Origin of the sequence: Stenotrophomonas sp. CC22-02, from assembly GCF_004365115.1 — a bacterium.
Taxonomy (GTDB): Bacteria; Pseudomonadota; Gammaproteobacteria; order Xanthomonadales; family Xanthomonadaceae; genus Stenotrophomonas; species Stenotrophomonas forensis.
Genome location: NZ_SOCO01000001.1, coordinates 957,627 through 977,169, shown reverse-complemented (window position 1 = coordinate 977,169; position 19,543 = coordinate 957,627). Strand labels below are relative to the sequence as shown.

19 protein-coding genes are annotated in these 19,543 nt (G+C 67.2%); 14 read left to right on the top strand and 5 right to left on the bottom strand.

Going from position 1 to position 19,543, the window contains the following annotated elements; translation table 11 throughout:
* Positions 1 to 176: 176 nt before the first annotated feature.
* From N440_RS04610 to N440_RS04600, 3 genes are all read right to left on the bottom strand, one after another.
* Positions 177 to 1,079 (bottom strand): sulfurtransferase, encoded by a 903-nt coding sequence (locus N440_RS04610; protein ID WP_133934239.1) that lies wholly within the window; start codon positions 1,077 to 1,079, stop codon positions 177 to 179.
* Complete coding sequence (locus N440_RS04605; RefSeq protein ID WP_133934238.1) at positions 1,076 to 1,888, bottom strand: CoA pyrophosphatase; 813 nt, start codon at positions 1,886 to 1,888, stop codon at positions 1,076 to 1,078. The genes N440_RS04610 and N440_RS04605 overlap by 4 nt, the downstream gene beginning before the upstream one ends.
* Before the next feature lie 102 nt (positions 1,889 to 1,990).
* Positions 1,991 to 2,692, bottom strand: coding sequence for an FKBP-type peptidyl-prolyl cis-trans isomerase N-terminal domain-containing protein (locus tag N440_RS04600; protein WP_005408797.1), 702 nt, complete (start codon positions 2,690 to 2,692; stop codon positions 1,991 to 1,993).
* Between the two features lie 167 nt (positions 2,693 to 2,859).
* Between N440_RS04600 and N440_RS04595 the strand changes: the two genes are divergently transcribed.
* From N440_RS04595 to nth, 3 genes are read left to right on the top strand one after another with little or no spacing between them, the layout of a single operon-like run.
* Positions 2,860 to 3,642 carry an enoyl-CoA hydratase-related protein gene (locus N440_RS04595; RefSeq protein WP_133934237.1) on the top strand — a complete coding sequence of 261 codons (783 nt, stop codon included), beginning with the start codon at positions 2,860 to 2,862 and terminating at the stop codon, positions 3,640 to 3,642.
* A 4-nt stretch (positions 3,643 to 3,646) separates the two neighbouring features.
* A complete protein-coding gene (locus N440_RS04590) occupies positions 3,647 to 4,000 on the top strand; it encodes a hypothetical protein (RefSeq protein ID WP_133934236.1) in 354 nt (117 codons plus the stop codon).
* A complete protein-coding gene (nth, locus tag N440_RS04585) occupies positions 4,000 to 4,692 on the top strand; it encodes an endonuclease III (RefSeq protein ID WP_133934235.1) in 693 nt (230 codons plus the stop codon). Before N440_RS04590 ends, nth begins: the two co-directional genes overlap by 1 nt.
* A gap of 79 nt (positions 4,693 to 4,771) precedes the next feature.
* Here nth and N440_RS04580 read toward each other — a convergent pair whose 3' ends face one another.
* Positions 4,772 to 6,004: a porin gene (locus N440_RS04580; RefSeq protein ID WP_006428639.1), complete on the bottom strand. Its 1,233-nt coding sequence runs from the start codon at positions 6,002 to 6,004 to the stop codon at positions 4,772 to 4,774.
* Positions 6,005 to 6,501: 497 nt separating this feature from the next.
* Here N440_RS04580 and pstS (N440_RS04575) point away from each other — a divergent pair, with 497 nt between their 5' ends.
* From pstS (N440_RS04575) to rnt, 11 genes are all read left to right on the top strand, one after another.
* Positions 6,502 to 7,518: a phosphate ABC transporter substrate-binding protein PstS gene (gene pstS / locus N440_RS04575; RefSeq protein WP_008267138.1), complete on the top strand. Its 1,017-nt coding sequence runs from the start codon at positions 6,502 to 6,504 to the stop codon at positions 7,516 to 7,518.
* A gap of 520 nt (positions 7,519 to 8,038) precedes the next feature.
* Positions 8,039 to 9,127 (top strand): phosphate ABC transporter substrate-binding protein PstS, encoded by a 1,089-nt coding sequence (gene pstS / locus N440_RS04570; RefSeq protein WP_133934234.1) that lies wholly within the window; start codon positions 8,039 to 8,041, stop codon positions 9,125 to 9,127.
* A gap of 82 nt (positions 9,128 to 9,209) precedes the next feature.
* Positions 9,210 to 10,178 (top strand): phosphate ABC transporter permease subunit PstC, encoded by a 969-nt coding sequence (pstC, locus tag N440_RS04565; protein WP_008267250.1) that lies wholly within the window; start codon positions 9,210 to 9,212, stop codon positions 10,176 to 10,178.
* Positions 10,178 to 11,041 (top strand): phosphate ABC transporter permease PstA, encoded by an 864-nt coding sequence (gene pstA / locus N440_RS04560; RefSeq protein WP_006428262.1) that lies wholly within the window; start codon positions 10,178 to 10,180, stop codon positions 11,039 to 11,041. Before pstC ends, pstA begins: the two co-directional genes overlap by 1 nt.
* Before the next feature lie 19 nt (positions 11,042 to 11,060).
* Positions 11,061 to 11,891 (top strand): phosphate ABC transporter ATP-binding protein PstB, encoded by an 831-nt coding sequence (gene pstB, locus N440_RS04555; protein WP_005408788.1) that lies wholly within the window; start codon positions 11,061 to 11,063, stop codon positions 11,889 to 11,891.
* A gap of 65 nt (positions 11,892 to 11,956) precedes the next feature.
* Positions 11,957 to 12,664 carry a phosphate signaling complex protein PhoU gene (gene phoU / locus N440_RS04550; protein ID WP_008265615.1) on the top strand — a complete coding sequence of 236 codons (708 nt, stop codon included), beginning with the start codon at positions 11,957 to 11,959 and terminating at the stop codon, positions 12,662 to 12,664.
* Between the two features lie 227 nt (positions 12,665 to 12,891).
* Complete coding sequence (locus tag N440_RS04545; protein ID WP_053449243.1) at positions 12,892 to 13,248, top strand: hypothetical protein; 357 nt, start codon at positions 12,892 to 12,894, stop codon at positions 13,246 to 13,248.
* Complete coding sequence (locus tag N440_RS04540; RefSeq protein ID WP_133934233.1) at positions 13,235 to 14,110, top strand: DUF692 domain-containing protein; 876 nt, start codon at positions 13,235 to 13,237, stop codon at positions 14,108 to 14,110. The genes N440_RS04545 and N440_RS04540 overlap by 14 nt, the downstream gene beginning before the upstream one ends.
* Positions 14,103 to 14,858 carry a putative DNA-binding domain-containing protein gene (locus tag N440_RS04535; protein WP_133934232.1) on the top strand — a complete coding sequence of 252 codons (756 nt, stop codon included), beginning with the start codon at positions 14,103 to 14,105 and terminating at the stop codon, positions 14,856 to 14,858. The genes N440_RS04540 and N440_RS04535 overlap by 8 nt, the downstream gene beginning before the upstream one ends.
* A 23-nt stretch (positions 14,859 to 14,881) precedes the next feature.
* Positions 14,882 to 15,403, top strand: a complete 522-nt coding sequence (locus N440_RS04530) for a DoxX family protein (RefSeq protein WP_133934231.1) — start codon at positions 14,882 to 14,884, stop codon at positions 15,401 to 15,403.
* 271 nt (positions 15,404 to 15,674) lie between these two features.
* On the top strand, positions 15,675 to 16,259 hold the full coding sequence (rnt, locus tag N440_RS04525) for a ribonuclease T (protein WP_008267547.1): 585 nt from the start codon (positions 15,675 to 15,677) through the stop codon (positions 16,257 to 16,259).
* Between the two features lie 99 nt (positions 16,260 to 16,358).
* On the opposite strand, the gene N440_RS04520 is transcribed toward rnt, so the two are convergent.
* Complete coding sequence (locus tag N440_RS04520; RefSeq protein ID WP_133934230.1) at positions 16,359 to 19,385, bottom strand: ligand-binding sensor domain-containing diguanylate cyclase; 3,027 nt, start codon at positions 19,383 to 19,385, stop codon at positions 16,359 to 16,361.
* Positions 19,386 to 19,543 lie beyond the last annotated feature (158 nt).

Below are 19,543 nucleotides of genomic sequence, written 5' to 3'. Positions count from 1 at the left end.
GCAACCGGACCCACCCCGCCTTCGACAGATTCCGGCTGCTGTGGGTCGGTGTCAACCTTGGTCGACACGGTAGATCCACGCCATGCGTGGATGAACGTCGAATTGATCGGAACGAGCCTTTGTAGAGTCGAGCCATGCTCGACTGCTTCATGCGCGATGCGTGCGAGGGTACGAGCTCAGGCGCCGGTCGCCACCGGGCGGCTGCTGTCGCTGACCCAACCGCTCCAGGAGTCGGCATAGATGCGTGCGCCGGACAAGCCGGCCGCTTCCATCGCCAGCAGCAGGTGGCAGGCGGTCACGCCGGAGCCGCACATCAGCACCACCTGTTGCGGATCACGGTTGCCGATCACGCCCTGCAGTTCGGCGCGCAGTTCCTGTGCATCGCGCAGGCGGCCGTCGAGGACGTTCAAGTCGAACGGTCGATTGACCGCACCCGGCACGTGGCCGGCGACCGGGTCCAGCGGTTCCACCTCGCCGCGGAAACGTTCGCCCGCACGGGCATCGACCAGCCAGCCCGGCGCGTGCTTCAGCCGCGCAGAGATTTCATCGGCATTGGCGATCTGTGTGGTATCGAAACGCCCCGGATAGGCCGGCAGCGCAGTTACCGCCTCCTGCCCGGTGGCCAGCGGATGGCCGGCGGCCTGCCAGGCGGCGATGCCGCCGTCGAGCACCGCCACCCGGCCATGGCCAAGCAGGCGCAACAGCCACCACAGCCGCGCGGCGGCCATGCTGCCGTCGCTGCCGTCGTAAACCACGACCTGGGTGTCCGGGCCGATGCCCCATTGCCCCAGCTTCGCGGCGAAGGCATCGCTGTCCGGCAGCGGATGGCGGCCATGGCCGACGCGCGACAGGTCGGACAGGTCGCGATTGAGATCAGCGTAGACCGCACCTGGGATGTGCCCTGCAAGGTACTGGCCGCCACCGGCCTGCGGGTCGGCCAGCGATGACCGCGCATCGACCACGCGCACCGCCGTGCTGGCGGTTGCGCGCGCGTCCACCACGCGCACGCCCTCACCCAGTGCAGCAGCCAGGGTGGCGACATCGACCAGGGTGGTCCACGGCGGATCGATCGGCTTCATTGCACTTGCTCCAGGCGGCGACGCAGGTTGTAGAGGATGGCCGCGGTCGCGCCCCAGATGCGCTGGCCCGGCCAGCCGTATTCGAGGACGTGGCGGATGCGGCCGCGATGATTGATTTCGACCTGGTGCAGGTTGTCGGCAGCCATCAGGTAATCCAACGGCACCTCGAACACCTCGGCCACTTCGCTGGGTTGCGGCACCGGCACGAAGTCCGGATCGACCACCGCCACCACCGGCGTGACGCGGTAACCGGTGATCGTTACGAAGGGATCCAGGTAGCCCAGTGCCTGCACCTGGCCGGGCGCCAGCGCGATTTCTTCCTGGCTCTCGCGCAGCGCAGCGGCCAGTGCATCGCGGTCGTCCGGTTCGGTGCGACCGCCGGGGAACCCGACCTGGCCGCCATGGGTACGCAGGGTTTCGGTGCGACGGGTGAGGATCACCTGCGCACCGTTGGCGCGCGGCACGATGCCGGCCAGCACCGCCGCTTCCACGGGGGGGCCGGGCGGCAGCAGGTCGATCAGTTCACTGCGGTTCCAGCCGTCGCCACGCGGCGGCACGGCCAGCGGATGCAGCGCACGCATCAGGCGTTCGTGGTCGGCCAGTGAGCCGCGCAATGATTGCTGGAGCTGTTCGCGCAGCGGTTGCACGCGATGCAGGATGCGGCTGCGTTCCTCGTTGCTCATCGACGACCACCTTGCGATCTCGTCGAGATGCCGCCCGCAGCCGGTGCACTGCCGGTCTGGATCCAGCTTGCACACTCCGATGCAGGGACTTGCGACAACACGCGCCGATTCTTCCGTTGTTTGCACCCTGCAACAGTAGCGCGAATGGCCTGGATTTGCGCGCCACGCATTGCGCAAACAAAAACGCGCCGGTGGGATCACCGGCGCGTTTCGTTTACGGCTTCGATATTACTTGACGCTGACCAGCTTGATCTCGAACTGCACAGCCACGTTCGGCGGGAACGGGGTGCGCGGGTCGGCACCGTAGGCCTGGTCCGGCGGCAGGGTGACTTCCCACTTCGAGCCTGCCGGCATCTGCAGCAGGGTCTCGCGCATGGCCTTCATTTCGACTTCGCTGACCTTGATCGACGGGATCTGCTGGGCCGGACGGGCTTCGGTCGGGCGCTGGCCGTACGGGAACGGACCGGCCACTTCCAGCTGCACGGTGCTGGCCTGGGTCGGCTTGGCACCCTTGCCGGCTTCGATCACGCGGTACTGGACGCCGCTCGGCAGGGACTGCACGCCGGCCTTGGCCTTGTTTGCCGCGATGAACTGATCGCTCTTGGTCTTGTTTTCGGCAGCGGCCTTTTCGTACTCGGCCTTGGCAGCCTGGGCACGGCCCTGCTCGCGCTTCTGGAACGCTTCAACGGCCGGCTTCAGCTGCTCGGCGGTGATCGCCGGCTGCTTCTTGGCGTAGGCGTCCTGCAGGCCCTTCACCACCGAGTTGATGTCCAGCTGCTCACCGCGACCGGTCAGCTCCGCCAGGTTGTTGCCGTAGTCGTAACCGAAGTAGTAGCTCAGCTTGCCCTTTTCGGACGAAACGTCCTGGGCGAAGGCATTGCCCGTCAGGGCCAGGGCCGCGACGGCGACCGCGATAGAACGCAACTTCATCAAACAGTTCTCCAGGGGTGGTAACTCAGGGACGTTCTGCGCCGCCCTGAGGCGACGGGTTAGGATAACGGGCGCAACGTGTAACCGCTACTCACGATGCAGGCTATGACCCGTCTGCGTTTGCAGAGTTCAATCTCACTTTTTTTTAACGTTCCAGGAGTTTCCCCGTGGCCGATGCCCTGATCGCTGTCGCCGACGACGGCGCCATCCGCACCGTGACCGTCCAGCGCCCGGACAAGCTCAACGCCCTCAATGCCGCAACCCTGCAGGCCCTGGCCGAGGCGTTCAGCGCCGCCGCCGCCGACCCGGAGGTGCGCGTGGTAGTACTGACCGGCGCTGGCCCCAAGGCCTTCGTGGCCGGCGCCGATATCGCCGAGATGAACACACTCAGCGCTGTTCAGGGTCGTGATTTCTCGCTGCTCGGCCAGGCCCTGATGCGCCAGATCGAGCGCATGCCCAAGCCGGTCATCGCGCGCGTGAATGGTTTTGCGTTGGGCGGCGGCCTGGAACTGGCGATGGCTTGCCACCTGCGCATCGCCGCCGATACCGCCAAAGTCGGCCAACCGGAAATCAACCTCGGCCTGATCCCGGGCTTCGGCGGAAGCCAGCGCCTGCTGCGCCTGTGCGGGCGTGCCGCCACCCTGGAGCTGTGCCTGCTGGGTGCACCGGTCAATGCAGCACGTGCGCTGGAACTGGGCATCGTCAATGAGGTTGTCCCCGCCGACGCGCTGGACAACCGCGTGCAGGACGTAGCCCGCCAGCTGGCACGTTCGGCGCCGCTGGCGCTGCGTGGCCTGCTCGATGCGGTGCACGTGGGCGGCGAGTGCAGCCTGGAAGCGGGGCTGGAGTACGAAAGCGCACAGTTCGGCCTGCTGTTTGCCACCGAGGACATGCGCGAAGGCACCAGCGCCTTCCTGCAGCGCCGCCCGCCGGCCTTCCAGAACCGCTGACGCCATGGCATCCCGACCCAACCCCGCGCAGCTGTTCGCCCGGGTCCAGGCAGACGATCTCGATGGCGCCCTGCAGGCCGGGCTGATGGACTATGTCGCCCGTGCCGGCGACGAACAGTTGCTGCCCGGCCACCCCGAGTTGCCGCAGCGCCTGCAGCAGGCCCAGCGCCAGTTGCACGCGGCCTGGGCGGCGCGCGAGCGCTACCGCGCCCGTGCCGTGCGGCTGGCCCGCCGTGAGGCCGAACGCGACGCACGCCGGACACCCGCCCCGGCGCCGGACGTGAAGCCGGCCCTGCCCGCGGCAGCGGCGGCCATCCTCGCCCGGGCCAAGGCCCGCGCCAGCGGCAAGGAGCAGTAATGGCCACGCTGAAGAAGACCGCGCGCGCACCGGCGCGCCGTGGCGGCGTGATGCCGCGTGCCGACGTGGTGGAAATGTTCACCCGCCTGCGCGAACTCAATCCGCACCCGAAGACCGAGCTGGAGTACAGCTCGCCGTTCGAACTGCTGGTGGCGGTGGCGCTGTCCGCGCAGGCCACCGACGTCGGCGTCAACAAGGCCACGCGCCGCCTGTTCCCGGTGGCCAACACGCCGGCGAAGATCCTCGCGCTGGGCGAGGACGGACTGAAGCAGTACATCGCCACCATCGGCCTGTTCAACGCCAAGGCGAAGAACGTGATCGCCACCTGCGCGATCCTGCTGGAGAAGCATGGCGGTGAAGTGCCGCGTGACCGCGACGCGCTGGAAGCGCTGCCCGGCGTCGGCCGCAAGACCGCCAACGTGGTGCTCAACACGGCGTTCGGCGAGCCGGTGATGGCGGTGGATACGCATATCTTCCGCGTGGCCAACCGCACCGGGCTGGCCCCCGGCAAGAACGTGCGCGAGGTGGAAGACAAACTGGTGAAGGCGATTCCGGCCGAGTTCCTGCTCGACGCGCATCACTGGCTGATCCTGCACGGCCGCTACGTGTGCAAGGCACGCAAGCCGGATTGCCCGGGCTGCGTGATCGCCGACCTGTGCCGGTTCAAGGACAAGACCACGGCCGAAGCATGATGCGGACCGTGTTGTGACCAAACAAAGACGGCGGGCGCCAGGCCCGCCGTCTTGCTTTCAGACGCTTTACTTCAGGTGATCAGAACGACAGGTCGCCCCAGACGCCGAATTCCTTGGTCTTGTCGTTCTTCTTGTCGCCGGCGTTGGCCAGGTGCGTGTACTTGTACACGGTCGACAGCTTGAGGTTCTTCATGACCGGGAACTCGACGCCGACGTTCCAGTACTTGTCGCTCAGGGTCGGGTCCAGGGTCTTGCTGACGTCGGTGTCATCGTAACGACCGAACACGTTGATGCCGCCATCGGTGACGCGCACGCTGCCCCACACCGACCAGCCGCTGGTCTTGTCGGTGGCAACGGTCAGCACGTTGTTGAGGTTCTTGGCCTGGAAGTACTCACCACCGACGCGGAAGTTGCTGTCGGCGTAGGCCACCATCGCGTTGGCGCGGGTGTAGGTGTTCTCGGCGCTCTGGATGTCGGTTTCCTTGCCCAGCTTGCCGCTGTAGCCACCGACGGCAACCACGAAGTTCTCGTTCGGGGTGTAGGCCACGCGGCCTTCCACGTCCATGCCCTTGCTGCGGGTCGGGTTCTTGTAGCCGGCGCCGGACACGACCGACAGGGCGTAGTTGAAGTTGTTGCCCAGGTTGCCGAAGCCATGCAGGCCCCAGTCGGACGAGTTGCCGTACTTCAGGCGATCGGTCAGGGTGTTCTCGACATAACGCATGCCGTAGAACTTCTCGACGTACGGGATCCACGGCATGTCGGCGGCACCGACGCGCAGGTTGAAGGCCGGGTCGAAGCTGCCCTGCACATAAGCCTTCTTGACGAACAGTTCGGTATTGCCGATGGCCGAGCTGTACTGGAAGTCGGTGGTCAGGTTGGCCGACCAGATGTCGTTGAACTTGTGGTCGACGGTCAGGTAGAAGCGCTTGACGTCCAGACCGGTGCCGCTGGCGGCGGTGTCCTTGCCGTTGCTGGTCTTGTCGATGTTGGTCAGGTCGAAGAACATGCGACCGCCGATCTTGTTGTCATTGACCAGCTTGGCCAGCTTGTCGACGCTGGTCTGGGTCTTCTGTGCACCTTCCAGGGCCTGGGCCTGGGTGATGTTCACTTCGGACTGCGCGTCGGACTGCGCCTGCAGCGCCTGCGAGTCGCTCTGCAGCTGCTGGACCTGGGCCTGCAGAGCAGCGATCTGCGCCTGCAGCTGCTGCAGCTGTGCCTGGGATACGCCCGTGCTGGCGGGAGCTGCGAAGGCGTCGGCGGAAACCAGACCGAGGCTTGCAACGACCGCGGCGGCGAGCAAATGGGAACGCATTTTGGATTTCTCCAGAGGGTTGGAATGGCTTGGGCAGAACGCCACGCCGGCAGGCCGGTCAAGCGTTTTGCGAACATTCCGTTAAAACCATGACAGTCGAATGACAAACTGCGCACCAAACACAGGTTTCTTCGCGCGGTCATCCGTACGACGCATTTGCCGCGCCATCCTTGTCGATCCCTTGCGGCATATGGCGTGATGTATCGGCCTCGATGCGCGGGCCGCTCGCCGCGCGGCGCCCACCTGCCCCGCCGGTCCGGCACGGAGGACCCCGGATCGCTGCGGAATGCCCGGAGCATGCGTGCACCGCACAGGCCATCAGCGACATACAGGAAGGGGTCAAACAGGTGCGTCGTTTCTTCACGCCTCTGCTGCACAGGCGCCGGGCAGCGCTGTAATGGATGCGTCACACAACGGTCCCTGCGCTGTCATCGAACCGTTATGGAATGTGCACCGGGCGGGTAACCCCGCATCCCAATCAACCCAGGAGCCACCCCGTGATCCACGCCTTCAAGTCGCGCGTTGCCGTTGCCGTCTTCGCAGCGTCGTCCGTGTTCGCCGCCAACGCCGCTGAAATCACCGGCGCGGGCGCCTCGTTCATCTACCCGGTGATGTCGAAGTGGTCGGCCGACTACAACGCCGCCACCAGCAACAAGGTCAACTACCAGTCGATCGGCTCCGGCGGTGGTATCGCCCAGATCAAGGCCAAGACCGTTGATTTCGGCTCGTCCGACGCCCCGCTGAAGCCGGAAGAACTGGCTGCTTCGGGCCTGGCGCAGTTCCCGTCGGTGATCGGCGGCGTGGTGCCGGTGGTCAACGTGGCCGGCATCGCTCCGGGCGCGCTGAAGCTGGACGGCACCGTGCTGGCCAACATCTTCCTGGGCAAGATCAAGACCTGGAACGACCCGGCCATCGCCGCGCTGAACCCGGGCCTGACCCTGCCGAGCGCCAAGATCACCGTCGTGCACCGTTCGGACGGTTCGGGCACCACCTTCAACTTCGTCAACTACCTGTCCAAGGTCAGCCCGGAGTGGAAGAGCTCGGTCGGTGAAGGCACCTCGGTCCAGTGGCCGGCCGGCATCGGCGGCAAGGGCAACGAAGGCGTTGCTGCCTACGTGAAGCAGATCAAGGGCGGCATCGGCTACGTCGAACTGTCCTACGCGCTGCAGAACAAGCTGTCGTACACCGCGATGAAGAATGCCGCCGGCAAGTTCGTGCAGCCGAGCGACGCTTCGTTCGCCGCCGCCGCCGCCAGCGCCGACTGGGCCAGCGCCAAGGACTTCTACCTGGTGATGACCAACGCCCCGGGCGCCGAGTCCTGGCCGATCACCGCCACCAACTTCATCCTGGTGCACAAGAAGCCGAAGAATGCTGCCAACGGCAAGGCCACCCAGGAGTTCTTCCGCTGGGTCTACAAGAGCGGCGACGCCCAGGCGCGCCAGCTTGACTACGTGCCGCTGCCGGACAGCCTGGTCCGCCAGATCGAGACCTACTGGTCGCAGAACCTGAAGTAAGCAAGCGCGTTCCCCCGCAGGAACGGGATCGGCGGGTCCTCTCTCCCCCGCCGATCCCACCCGGGCGCGAGATCCTCGAGATCTCGCGCCTTTCTCGTTTGCCGGTGGCGTCGAGCTTGCTCGACTGCCCCGGGTGGGTAGAGTCGAGCTTGCTCGACTGCTCCGGGTGGGTAGAGTCGAGCTTGCTCGACTGCTCCTGGTCGGCCCTAGTCGAGCAAGCTCGACTCTACGAAGGGCCAAGGACTCGGCTGGGTGCTGGCGTGTGCGGACCAACGGTCCGCACCTACCGAGAGCATGGAGCAGTCGAGCAAGCTCGACGCTACGGAGGCCATCCGCCGGTCATACCGTGCGCAGATCCGGGGTCTGCGGGGGTCCCCCGGATCGTGGCCCACCCTGTGAAACCCTTGTCGGAACGTGATCCAGGACACCTCTGTCATGGTCGTAATACGGCTGTAACAAAAACATCATTTCATAGCCGCATCCGCCGACCCCGTCGGCTCTTCCCCGCTATGGAGTGACCATGAAACTGCACTCGGCCGGCCTTGCCGCCCTTTCCCTGGCCATCGCCCTGGGCCTGTCGGCCTGCGGTGGCGACAAGCAGGCCGCACAGCAGCCGGCTGCCGACGGTGCTGCCGCTCCGGCCGCTGCCGGTGCCAAGGTGACCGCCGAGGTCTCCGGCGCGGGCGCGTCCTTCATCTTCCCGCTGGTCTCCAAGTGGTCGGCTGACTACAACGCCAGCACCGGCGCCAAGATCAACTACCAGTCGATCGGTTCCGGCGGCGGCATTGCCCAGATCAAGGCCGGCACCGTCGACTTCGGTTCCTCGGACAAGCCGCTGAGCAGCGAAGAGCTGGCCCAGGCCGGCCTGGCCCAGTTCCCGTCCGCCATCGGCGGCGTGGTGCCGGTGGTCAACATCGAAGGCCTGGAGGGCGGCAAGCTGCGCCTGAGCGGCGCCCTGCTGGCCGACATCTTCCTGGGCAAGGTCAAGACCTGGAACGATCCGGCCATCGTCGCCGCCAACCCCGGCGTGAAGCTGCCGGACGGCAAGATCACCCTGGTCCACCGTTCGGATGGTTCGGGCACCACCTTCAACTTCTCCAACTACCTGTCCAAGGTCAGCCCGGACTGGAAGGCCAAGGTCGGCGAAGGCACCTCGGTGCAGTGGCCGGACGGCGTGGGTGGCAAGGGCAATGAAGGCGTCGCGTCCTACGTGAAGCAGATCAAGGGTTCGATCGGCTACGTCGAACTGGCCTACGCGCTGCAGAACGGCATGCCGTACACCGCCATGCAGAACGCGGCCGGCAACTGGGTCGAGCCGAGCGCGGAAACCTTCGCCGCCGCGGCCGCCAGCGCCGACTGGGCCAGCGCCAAGGACTTCAACCTGGTCATCACCAACGCACCGGGCGCCCAGGCGTGGCCGATCACCGCCACCAACTTCATGCTGATGCAGAAGCAGCCGAAGGACGCCAAGCGCAACCAGGACACCCTGGCCTTCTTCAAGTGGGCCTTCGAGAACGGCCAGGCCCAGGCCAACGAGCTGCACTACGTGCCGCTGCCGGCCGAACTGGTCAAGCAGATCGAGGCCTACTGGGCGACCGACCTGAAGTGATGGTTACGACGGTGCCCGCCCCGCGCGGGCACCGCTGCTTCCACGCCATGCCGCCCCGCCCCTTCCTGGCCCAGCCGTCCCCATGAATGCCATCGCCCAGCCTGTAGCCGCCCCGTCCACGCGTGATGCGCGTGATGCCCGCAACGACAAACTGTTCCGATGGGTGCTGGTCGGCACCGTCATCTTCGTCCTGATCGCCCTGGCCTGCGCCGCGCTGTCGATGCTGTGGGGCGGCCGCCATGCCCTGCAGATGCAGGGCCTGAGCTTCTTCTTCTCCGCCGACTGGAATCCGGTCGAAAACAAGTTCGGCGCCCTCGCCCCGATCTACGGCACCCTGGTCACCGCGCTGATCGCGATGGTCATCGCCGTGCCGGTCAGCTTCGGCATCGCCTTCTTCCTCACCGAAGTCGCGCCGCGCTGGCTGCGTGGCCCGGTCGGTACCGCCATCGAACTGCTGGCCGGCATCCCCTCGATCATCTACGGCATGTGGGGCCTGTTCGTGCTGGTGCCGGTGATGACCGAGTACGTCACCCCGTTCCTCAACGAAACCCTGGGCGAGTGGCCGATCATCGGCCCGATGTTCCAGGGCCCGCCGCTGGGCATCGGCATGCTCACCGCCGGTTTCGTGCTGGCCATCATGGTCATTCCGTTCATCTCCTCGGTGATGCGCGAAGTGTTCCTGACCGTGCCGACCCGCCTGAAGGAATCGGCCTACGCGCTGGGTTCCACCAAGTGGGAAGTGAGCTGGGACATCGTGCTGCCCTACACCCGCTCGGCAGTGATCGGCGGCATCTTCCTCGGCCTCGGCCGCGCCCTGGGTGAAACGATGGCGGTGGCCTTCGTGATCGGCAACAGCGTGCGCCTGTCTCCGTCGCTGCTGGAACCGGGCACCACCATCGCCGCGCTGATCGCCAACGATTTCGGCGAAGCCACTGAAACCTACCGCTCGGCGCTGCTGCTGCTCGGTTTCGTCCTCTTCATCGTCACCTTCGTGGTGCTGGCCATCGCCCGCCTGATGCTGATGCGCCTGTCCCGCAAGGAGGGCAACTGATGTCCACCACCGCTGATTCGCTGTACCTGCGCCGCCGCATCGGCAACGTCGTTGCGATCACCGCATCCTGCGCCACCGCCCTGTTCGGCCTGTTCTTCCTGGGCTGGATCCTGTTCACCCTGGCCTCCAAGGGCCTGGCCGGCATCAACCTGGATCTGTTCACCAAGATGACGCCGCCGCCGATGCAGGAAGGCGGTCTTGCCAACGCCTTCTTCGGCAGCGCCGTGATGTGTGCGCTGGCGATCGGCATCGGCACCCCGCTGGGCGTGCTGGCCGGTACCTGGCTGGCCGAGTACGGCAATGCCCGCAAGGCCGGCACCGTGGTCCGCTTCGTCAACGACATCCTGCTGTCGGCGCCGTCAATCGTGCTCGGCCTGTTCGTCTACACCCTGTACGTGATGCAGACCGGCGGCAACTTCTCGGCATTCGCCGGTGCGCTGTCGCTGGCCTTCATCGTGCTGCCGGTGGTGGTGCGCACCACCGACGAGATGCTGCGCCTGGTGCCTTCGCAGATGCGCGAAGCCGCGCTTTCGCTGGGCATCCCGCAGTGGAAGGTGATCGTGCAGGTGCTGTACCGCAGCGCGTCGGCCGGCATCATCACCGGCATCCTGCTGGCCCTGGCCCGCATTTCCGGCGAAACCGCCCCGCTGCTGTTCACCGCCTTCGGCAACCAGTACTGGAACAACAACATCTTCCAGCCGATGGCCTCGGTGCCGGTGGTGATGAACCAGTTCGCCGGCAGCCCGTATGAATCCTGGCAGGTGCTGGCCTGGGCCGGTGCCCTGGTGCTGACTGTCTTCGTGTTGCTGGTCAGCCTTGCCGCCCGCGGCATCCTGCTGCGCAACCGTATCTCCCATGACTGACCTTTCCGTGGATAACGCCATGAACGACCTTTCCAATGCCGTGCCGATGCAGCGCATCGCCGTGCCGTCCTCGCACGAGAGCCTGCACACGCCGTCGCCGGTCAAGCTGGCCGCGCGTGGACTGGACTTCTACTACGACAAGTTCCACGCCCTGAAGGGCATCAACCTGGAGATTCCGGAAAAGCGCGTGACCGCGCTGATCGGTCCGTCCGGTTGCGGCAAGTCGACCCTGCTGCGCATCTTCAACCGCATCTACGCGCTGTACCCGAAGCTGGAAGCGCGCGGTGAGGTGTTGCTGGACGGCGAGAACATCCTGTCGCCGAAGTACCCGATGAACCGCCTGCGCAGCAAGGTCGGCATGGTGTTCCAGAAGCCGGTGCCGTTCCCGATGACCATCTTCGAGAACGTGGCCTACGGCATCCGCCACCACGAGAAGCTGAGCAAGGCCGACATGGCCGACCGCGTCGAGCAGGCGCTGCGCCAGGGCGCGCTGTGGGACGAAGTGAAGGACAAGCTGGGCCAGAGCGCGCTGGGCCTGTCCGGTGGCCAGCAGCAGCGCCTGTGCATCGCCCGAGCCGTGGCCCTGCGCCCGTCGGTGCTGCTGCTGGACGAGCCGACCTCGGCGCTGGACCCGATCTCGACCAGCCGCATCGAGCAGCTGGTGGAAGAGCTCAAGCACGAGTACACCATCGTCATCGTCACCCACAACATGCAGCAGGCCGCGCGCGTGTCCGACTACACCGCCTTCATGTACCTGGGCGACCTGATCGAGCACGACCGCACCGAAGTGATCTTCTCGCAGCCGTCGCAGCGGCAGACCGAGGACTACATCACCGGTCGCTTCGGCTGATCGACGCTGTTCCTTCGCCACATGTTCCAGCCAGGCATGGCCTGGCTCTACCCGGATTGCAGACCATGAACCTTCCCAACGACCACATCGTCAAGAGCTACGACGAAGAGCAGCAGCGCCTGGTGGCCGAAATCGTGCGCATGGGCGAGATGGCCGTCGCCCAGCTCGAAGCGGCGATGGACGTGATCGAGAAGCGCGACGAGAACGCCGCCCATCGCATCATCGCCAACGATGAAGCCATCGACGCGCTGGAACAGCAGATCAGCCACGACGTGATGCGCCTGGCGCTGCGCGGGCCGATGGCGCGCGACCTGCGCGAGATCCTCGCCGGCCTGCGCATCCCGGCCGACATCGAACGCATCGGCGACTACGCGGCCAATGTCGCCAAGCGTTCGATCGCGCTGGGCAAGGTGCCGCCGCTGCCGCAGATCCAGGGCCTGCGTGCGCTGGGCCGCCTGGCCGCGCAGCAGGTGCGCCGCGCCATCGCCGCCTACCGCGACAATGATGCCGACGCCGCGCTGGCGCTGCGCGAGGACGACGCCCGCCTCGACGCGCAGTACACCGCGCTGTTCCGCGAGCTGCTGACCTACATGATGGAAGACCCGCGCAACATCACCCCGTGCACGCACCTGCTGTTCATGGCCAAGAACCTGGAGCGCGTGGGCGACCACGCCACCAACATCGCCGAGAACGTGTGGTTCCTGGTGCACGGCGAGCAGCCGCTGCCGCCGCGCGAAAAGCGCGACGAGACCTCCAGCACCGGCCAGCCCTGACGCTGCACTGCAACACGTGAGTTGACTCCATGGTGGCCGCTGTCCTTGCGACAGCGGCCTTCTTGTTTCTGGGCATTCCGGCCACCGGTCTCCCCTTCTGTAACAAACCTCACGAAAATTTGAGGTCTTGGCGAGGATTCGTTGAGTAGGATCGCTGCACCATCGTTTCCACCGGCACCCCTGCCGGCCACCCGGGCACCCGCCCACACCACCCAGGAGCACGACCGATGAGCAGTTCCAACAAGACCCTGTCCCTGCTGACTGCTACCGCCCTGGCCGCCGGCCTGGGCATGACCGCCAGTGCCTCGGCCCTGAGCATGAGCGACCTCGCCCAGGGCTACCTGGTGGCCGGCCAGGCTGCCAAGGCCAGCACCGATGCCAAGGCCGCCGATACCAAGATGGCCGCCGACGCGACCAAGCACGCCGAAGGCAAGTGTGGCGCCGACGGCAAGAGTGCTGAAGGCAAGTGCGGCGCCGACAAGGGCAAGGCCGCCGGTGCTGCCGCCGGTGCCAAGGCCAAGACCGGCGACAAGAAGTCGGCTGAAGGCAAGTGCGGCGAAGGCAAGTGCGGTGGCAAGCACTGACGTCCGCGCCAGCATCGTCCACCCGCGGTCGCCGCTTCGCGCGGCGGCCGCCGGGTTGGGCCTGCGCCGGGCGCTGCTGCGGGATCTGCGTGATGCACCGGCCGGCGACTTCGATTTCCTCGAATGCGCACCGGAGAACTGGATCCATGTCGGTGGGCCCGCCGGCGACGCGCTGGCCGAACTGGCGCAGCGCCACCCGCTGAGCTGCCACGGCCTGTCGTTGTCGCTGGGTGGCAGTGCGCCACTGGATACCCAGCTGCTGGAACAGGTCGGCCAGTTCCTTGAGACCCATCGCGTGCCGCTGTACAGCGAGCACCTGAGCTACTGCAGCGACGACGGCCACCTGTACGACCTGCTGCCGATCCCCTTCACCGATGAAGCCGTGCGCCATACCGCCGCCCGCATCCGCCAGGTGCAGGACCTGCTGGGCCGACGCATCGCGGTGGAGAACGTGTCCTACTACCTGGCACCGGAGCCGGCGATGGACGAACTGGCCTTCACCAACGCCGTGCTTGCCGAGGCCGACTGCGACCTGCTGCTGGACGTCAACAATGTCTACGTCAACGCCTGCAACCACGGCTACGATGCCGACGCCTTCATTGCTGGCCTGCCCGCCGATCGCATCGTCTGCCTGCACGTGGCCGGGCACCTGGATGAAGCACCCGACCTGAAGATCGATACCCACGGCAGTGCGGTGATCGATCCGGTCTGGGAGCTGCTGGCGCGTACCTATGCGCGTATCGGCGCGCGCCCGACCCTGCTCGAACGCGACTTCAATTTCCCGCCCTATGCCGAACTGCAGGGCGAGCTGCAGACCATCCGTCGCCTGCAGGCCACGCACGCCGGTGGCGGTCATGGCTGAGGCTCCCGATTCCCTGCGTGCGCAGCAGCATGCGTTCACCGCGCATCTGCGCGATCCGCAGGCGGTGGCCGTACCGGCAGGCCTGGAACCGCGTCGCGTGGCGGTCTACCAGCGGCTGCTGTTCAACAATCTGCTCGGCCTGTTGAGCAACGGTTTCCCGGTCTGCGTGCGCCTGCTCGGCGAACCGGCCTGGAGCGCGCTGGTGCGCCAGTACTTCGCCACGCACCGCTGCCAGACGCCGTTGTTCACCGAGCTGGCCGCCGAGTTCGTGCAATGGCTGCAGGCGCAGCCGCAGCTGCCGCATCCGGCACTGGCCGAACTGGCCCACTACGAGTGGGTGGAAACCGCGCTGTACCAGCTGGCCGCCGAGCCCCTGCCGCCCGCGGGCGACATCGATCCGCTGCAGGTGCCGCTGCAGCGCTCGCCGCTGGCCTGGCCGCTGCTGTACCAGTGGCCGGTGCATCGGCTCGGTGCCGAAGACGCGCCGACGCAGCCACCGGTCGAACCGACCGGCCTGCTGGTGCGCCGCGAAGCCGATGGCGAGGTGCGGTTCGCTGCGCTCAGCCCGCTGGCGGTGTACCTGCTGTCCAGTATCGGTGAACAACCCGGGCTCGACGGCCACACCTACCTGCAGCACCTGGCTGGCGCCCATGGCCTGGCCGAAGACGCACTGGCCGGACCCGGTGCCGCGTTGCTGCAGCAGTTCCTGCAGGCTGGCGTGATCGGCCCGCTCCCAGCCCCTCCCTGACCCCCTTCCGCGGAGATCCCCTGATGAACCTTCCGACCCTGGCCGACGCACGCGGCCAGCTGGACCGTCTCGCCCCCTGGTTGGCCCCGCTCGGCCTGCGCCTGCTGCTGGCCTGGGAATTCTTCGAATCCGGCCGCGAGAAACTGCAGGGCCAGAACTGGTTCGCCGATCTGCAGGACGCCTTCCCGTTCCCGTTCGACCAGTTGCCGCCCGCCCTGAACTGGCAGCTGGCGACCTGGTTCGAGCTGCTCGGCGCGGCCTGCCTGTTGTTGGGGTTCGGCACCCGTTTCGCCGCCGCCAGCCTGCTGGTGCTGACGGTGGTGGCAACCTATGCCGTGCACTGGCCGATGGAATGGCACTCGCTGGGCGACCTTGCGATGGGCTATGCGATCAGCGACCAGGGCTTCGGCAACTTCAAGCTGCCGGTGCTGTTCATGGCGATGCTGCTGCCGTTGATCTTCACCGGTGCCGGCAAGCTGAGCGTGGATGCGTGGTTGGCGCGGTGGCTTCCATCGGGCATGACGGTCCGGCCCGCAGCCCGGTAGGCTGGCGCGCTCTGTGCCAACCAAGGTTGGCACCTACCGGGTTCCAGAGGTTGGCACCTACCGGGTTCCAGGGGTTGGCACCTACCGGGCTTCTGGTGGTGTAGTGCTCCGGTGGGTGTCGACCTTGGTCGACACGCTCCTGCGCAGGGAGCCCGTGCGCCACAGGCCAACCGGGCGCTCGGGGGCGCTCTGCTAGAATTCACGCATGACTGACCCCACTCCCGCACCTGCCGCCGCTCCCGATTCCGCAGTTCCCCAGGCGCAGCGCGCGATGTCACAACGCTTCCGCGGCTTCCTGCCGGTGGTGGTCGATGTGGAAACCGGCGGTTTCGACAGCCAGCGCAATGCCCTGCTGGAAATCGCCGCCGTGCCGATCGAGATGGACGAGAACGGCCTGCTTTACCCCGGGCAGACCGCCAGCGCGCACGTAGTGCCGGCCGAGGGCCTGGAGATCGATCCGAAGTCGCTGGAAGTGACCGGCATCATCCTCGACCATCCGTTCCGGCTGGCCAAGGAAGAGAAGGCGGCACTGGACCATATCTTCGTCCCGGTGCGTGCCGCGATGAAGAAGTACGGCTGCCAGCGCGCGATCCTGGTCGGCCACAACGCCCATTTCGACCTCGGTTTCGTCAATGCGGCCGTGGCGCGCACCGGCCACAAGCGCAATCCGTTCCATCCGTTCAGCGTGTTCGACACGGTCACCCTGGCCGGCATCGCCTACGGGCAGACCGTGCTGGCGCGTGCGGCCACGGCCGCCGGACTGGGCTGGGACGCGAATGAAGCGCACAGCGCGGTGTACGACACCGAGCAGACAGCGCGCTTGTTCTGCACGATTGCCAACGCCTGGCCGCGGTAGATCCACGCCATGCATGGATGAATGCATCGGCCGTGCGGACCAACGGTCCGCACCCACCGTCCAACCTGCCTGGTAGATCCACGCCATGCGTGGATGCGATCAACCAATACTCGTACGATCGCGGCCGTCGCTCTTGGCGCGGTACAGCGCGCGGTCGGCGCGCTGGTACAACAGAGCCGGGGTGCGGTCGTCGGCGTCCAGCTCCACCAGGCCGGCGCTGAAAGTCACGCGCAGGCCATCCACGCCGGCCCAGTCCGGATGGTCGTGGAACAGCCCGCGCAAGCGCGCGCACAGCTGTGCAGCTTCTTCCAGGCGCGTGTCGTTGAGCAGCAGCGCGAACTCTTCGCCACCGGTACGTGCGGGCAGGTCCGAATCGCGGCTGGCCGCGGCGATCAGTCGCGCCACCTCCACCAGCACGGCATCGCCGATGCTGTGGCTGTGGCGGTCGTTGACGTCCTTGAAGTGATCGATGTCCAGCACCACCAGGCACAGCGGATGACCGCTGCGCTGCGAGCGCGCGAAGTCGCGGGCCAGGGTTTCATCGAAGCCACGGCGATTGGCCAGCCCGGTCAGGGCATCTTCGCGGGCCTGCCGCTCGAACGCCTCGGCCTGCCGTGCCAAGCGCTCGGCCAGCTCGGTCTTTTCCTGGTTCAGTGCCTGCAGGTGCACAGTCTTGGCCTGCAGGTCGAAGGTCGCCTCGTCCACGCGCCGGGCCAGGCGCAGGTTGCTCGCCTTCAGCTGCTGCAGCAGCAGGCGGTACAACGCCACCAGGCCGGCCAGCAGCAACAGCCCGCCCAGCGCCTGCACGCTGCGGCGCTGCCACCAGAACGGCTCCACGGTGAAGCTCCACACCGCTTCCTGCTGGCCCCAGGCCCCCGCCGGGTGCGCAGCGGCCACGTGCAGGGTGTAATCCCCCGGCGGCAGACCGACGAACTCGACGCTGCGCTGCGGGCCGCGTTCGACCCAGCCGGCATCCAGGCCCTCCAGCCGCGTGCGGTAGCGGATCCGGTCGGACATCAGGTAGCTCAGGCCCACGTAGCTCACCGCCAGGCGACGGCCGCCGGGAATGTAGTTGCGGTCCGGGCCTTCCCAATGCACCGGCGCACCATCCACCTGCACGCTCTCGATCGCCGCCGGCGGTGACGGGCGTTCGCGGAAGCGCTGCAGGCGCTGCGGATCGACCGTGCTCAGCCCGCCCGCGGTGACCACCCAGAACGTGCCGTCCTGGCGCAGGATCGCCGACGGGCCCGAACTGCCGTTGGCCTGCGCGTTGGCCATGCCGTCGATCTCGTTGTAGCGCTCCACCACCACCCGCGGCGCGCGGCCGTCGGCCACCGCATTGAGCGTGGCCATGTCGGTGCGCAGCACGCCCCGATTGCTGCTGACCCACACGTTGCCAAGGCGGTCGGGCACCAGCTGGAACACCGCATCCACCGGCATGCCCTGCTCCAGCCCCACCCGCGCCAGCCGGCCGTTCTGCCAGCGGTACAGGCCGCGGTCACTGCTGACCCACATCGCATCGCCCAGCTGATGGAAGCCGAACACGCTGCGGCCGCCGCCCATCGGGGCCAGGTCGATCGACTGCACGTGGTTGCCGCGCAGCACGCGGATGCCTTCGATGGTGCCGATCCACAGGTTGCCCTGGTGGTCATGCTCGAGCGCGGTGATCAGGCCACCGGGCATGCCCGGCACGCTCGATACCTGCACGCGGTCGCCGTCGATGCGGACCACGCCCTTCTGCGTGCCGGCCCAGACCACGCCCTGCGCATCCACGCTGATCGCGCGGATGTTGCCGCCGGGCATGCCATCGGCGGCCGCATAGTTGTGCCGCAGGCTGCCGTCCGGGCCGAGGCGGTAGACGCCGTCACCGAAGGTGCCGACCCACAGATCCCCCTCCGGGCCCTGCGCCAGGCTGAGGACCGACGGCGCCTTGCCGCCCCGGTTGTGCAACGGCACCGCACGGAAGCGGCCATCCGGCGTCTGCAGGTCCAGGCCGCTGGCGCTGCCGACCCACAACTGGCGGTCACGGTCCTCGAACACGGTGCGCACATAGTCGCCACTGAGGCCATCGCGCTCGGTGTAGCTGCTGAACAGTGTCTCGCGCAGGCGGTACAGGCCGCCGTTGGCACCCACCCAGATGCTGCCCTCCGCATCCTCGCGCAGGCTGACAACGCGCCCGCCAGGCAGGTTCAAGCCCGCCGGCAGCCGCTCCAGCCCATGCGTGGAGATCCGCAGCAGGCCCTGGTTCTCGGTACCCAGCCACAGGTCGCCATGGCGGTCCTGCAGCATCGCGGTCATGTGCAGCTGGCCCGGCAGGCGGTGCACCAGCACCAGCTGATCGTCCTCCACCCGGTACAGGCGCTCGCCGGCGACGATCCACAGGGCGCCATCCGGAGCGCGGTACGGCCACGACAGCCCGGTACCCGCGCCCAGGCCCCACGCGGCGGGTGCGCGCTTGAGCACACCGTCGTTGTCACGCAGCACCAGCCCGTCGAGCGTGCCGACCCAGACCCGGTCCTGCGCGTCGACCACCAGTTTGGTGAAGCTCATCGCCATCGGCAGATCAGCCGCCGGCGCCTGGTAGACGATGCCCTTGTCCGGCACCAGGTAGCCGAGCCCCTTGCCTTCGTACAGCAGCCACAGGCGCCCCTGGCTGTCCATCTGCATGGACTGGATCAGCACCTGCGGGGTATCGCCCTGATGCTCCCAGACCCGCCACTGGCCGTCGTTGCCGCGATGGCTGACATTGCCGCGCGAATCGCTGATCCACAGCCCGCCCTGGCGATCGACGTAGAGCGCGCCGATGCCGTTGTCGCGCAGGCCCGGGCGGGTACTGCGGTCGAACACGGTGAAGTCCAGGCCGTTGTAGCGCACCAGGCCTTCCCAGGTGGCGAACCAGAGATGCCCCTCCGGGGTCTGCGCGATGTCACGCAGCGAGTTGTGCGGCAGGCCGTTGCGCGAGGTCCAGACGTCGATCGCGTAGTCCCGCAGCGGCGGCGCGCCTTCCTGTGCCGCCAGTGGCACGGCCACGGCCAGCAGCAGCCACAGCAGCCCCTGCCGCAATGCCCGCCTGAATGATGATCCGCGGCGCTCCGCCCAGCGCCTCGTGTCCCCCTGTCCGCCCATCAGCGCAGTGGCGGTGGCCAGCGGTGGCTGCGGGGTCTGGCAGCGTGCGGAAACGCGCGGGCAACGCGGAGCGGCGTGCCGGCAGGAACGGGCTGGCTCATCGGGGGGAGGCTGGGGAGATGCGCAGATGATAGGCCAAACGCGGTCCCCGGCGTCAC

Coding starts and splice junctions, on each gene's coding strand:
- N440_RS04610 (WP_133934239.1), bottom strand. CDS start 1,079: ATGAAGCCGATCGATCCGCCGTGGACCACCCTGGTCGATGTCGCCACC.
- N440_RS04600 (WP_005408797.1), bottom strand. CDS start 2,692: ATGAAGTTGCGTTCTATCGCGGTCGCCGTCGCGGCCCTGGCCCTGACG.
- N440_RS04590 (WP_133934236.1), top strand. CDS start 3,647: ATGGCATCCCGACCCAACCCCGCGCAGCTGTTCGCCCGGGTCCAGGCA.
- nth (WP_133934235.1), top strand. CDS start 4,000: ATGGCCACGCTGAAGAAGACCGCGCGCGCACCGGCGCGCCGTGGCGGC.
- N440_RS04580 (WP_006428639.1), bottom strand. CDS start 6,004: ATGCGTTCCCATTTGCTCGCCGCCGCGGTCGTTGCAAGCCTCGGTCTG.
- pstS (WP_133934234.1), top strand. CDS start 8,039: ATGAAACTGCACTCGGCCGGCCTTGCCGCCCTTTCCCTGGCCATCGCC.
- pstC (WP_008267250.1), top strand. CDS start 9,210: ATGAATGCCATCGCCCAGCCTGTAGCCGCCCCGTCCACGCGTGATGCG.
- pstA (WP_006428262.1), top strand. CDS start 10,178: ATGTCCACCACCGCTGATTCGCTGTACCTGCGCCGCCGCATCGGCAAC.
- pstB (WP_005408788.1), top strand. CDS start 11,061: ATGAACGACCTTTCCAATGCCGTGCCGATGCAGCGCATCGCCGTGCCG.
- phoU (WP_008265615.1), top strand. CDS start 11,957: ATGAACCTTCCCAACGACCACATCGTCAAGAGCTACGACGAAGAGCAG.
- N440_RS04545 (WP_053449243.1), top strand. CDS start 12,892: ATGAGCAGTTCCAACAAGACCCTGTCCCTGCTGACTGCTACCGCCCTG.
- N440_RS04535 (WP_133934232.1), top strand. CDS start 14,103: ATGGCTGAGGCTCCCGATTCCCTGCGTGCGCAGCAGCATGCGTTCACC.
- N440_RS04530 (WP_133934231.1), top strand. CDS start 14,882: ATGAACCTTCCGACCCTGGCCGACGCACGCGGCCAGCTGGACCGTCTC.
- rnt (WP_008267547.1), top strand. CDS start 15,675: ATGTCACAACGCTTCCGCGGCTTCCTGCCGGTGGTGGTCGATGTGGAA.
- N440_RS04520 (WP_133934230.1), bottom strand. CDS start 19,385: ATGGGCGGACAGGGGGACACGAGGCGCTGGGCGGAGCGCCGCGGATCA.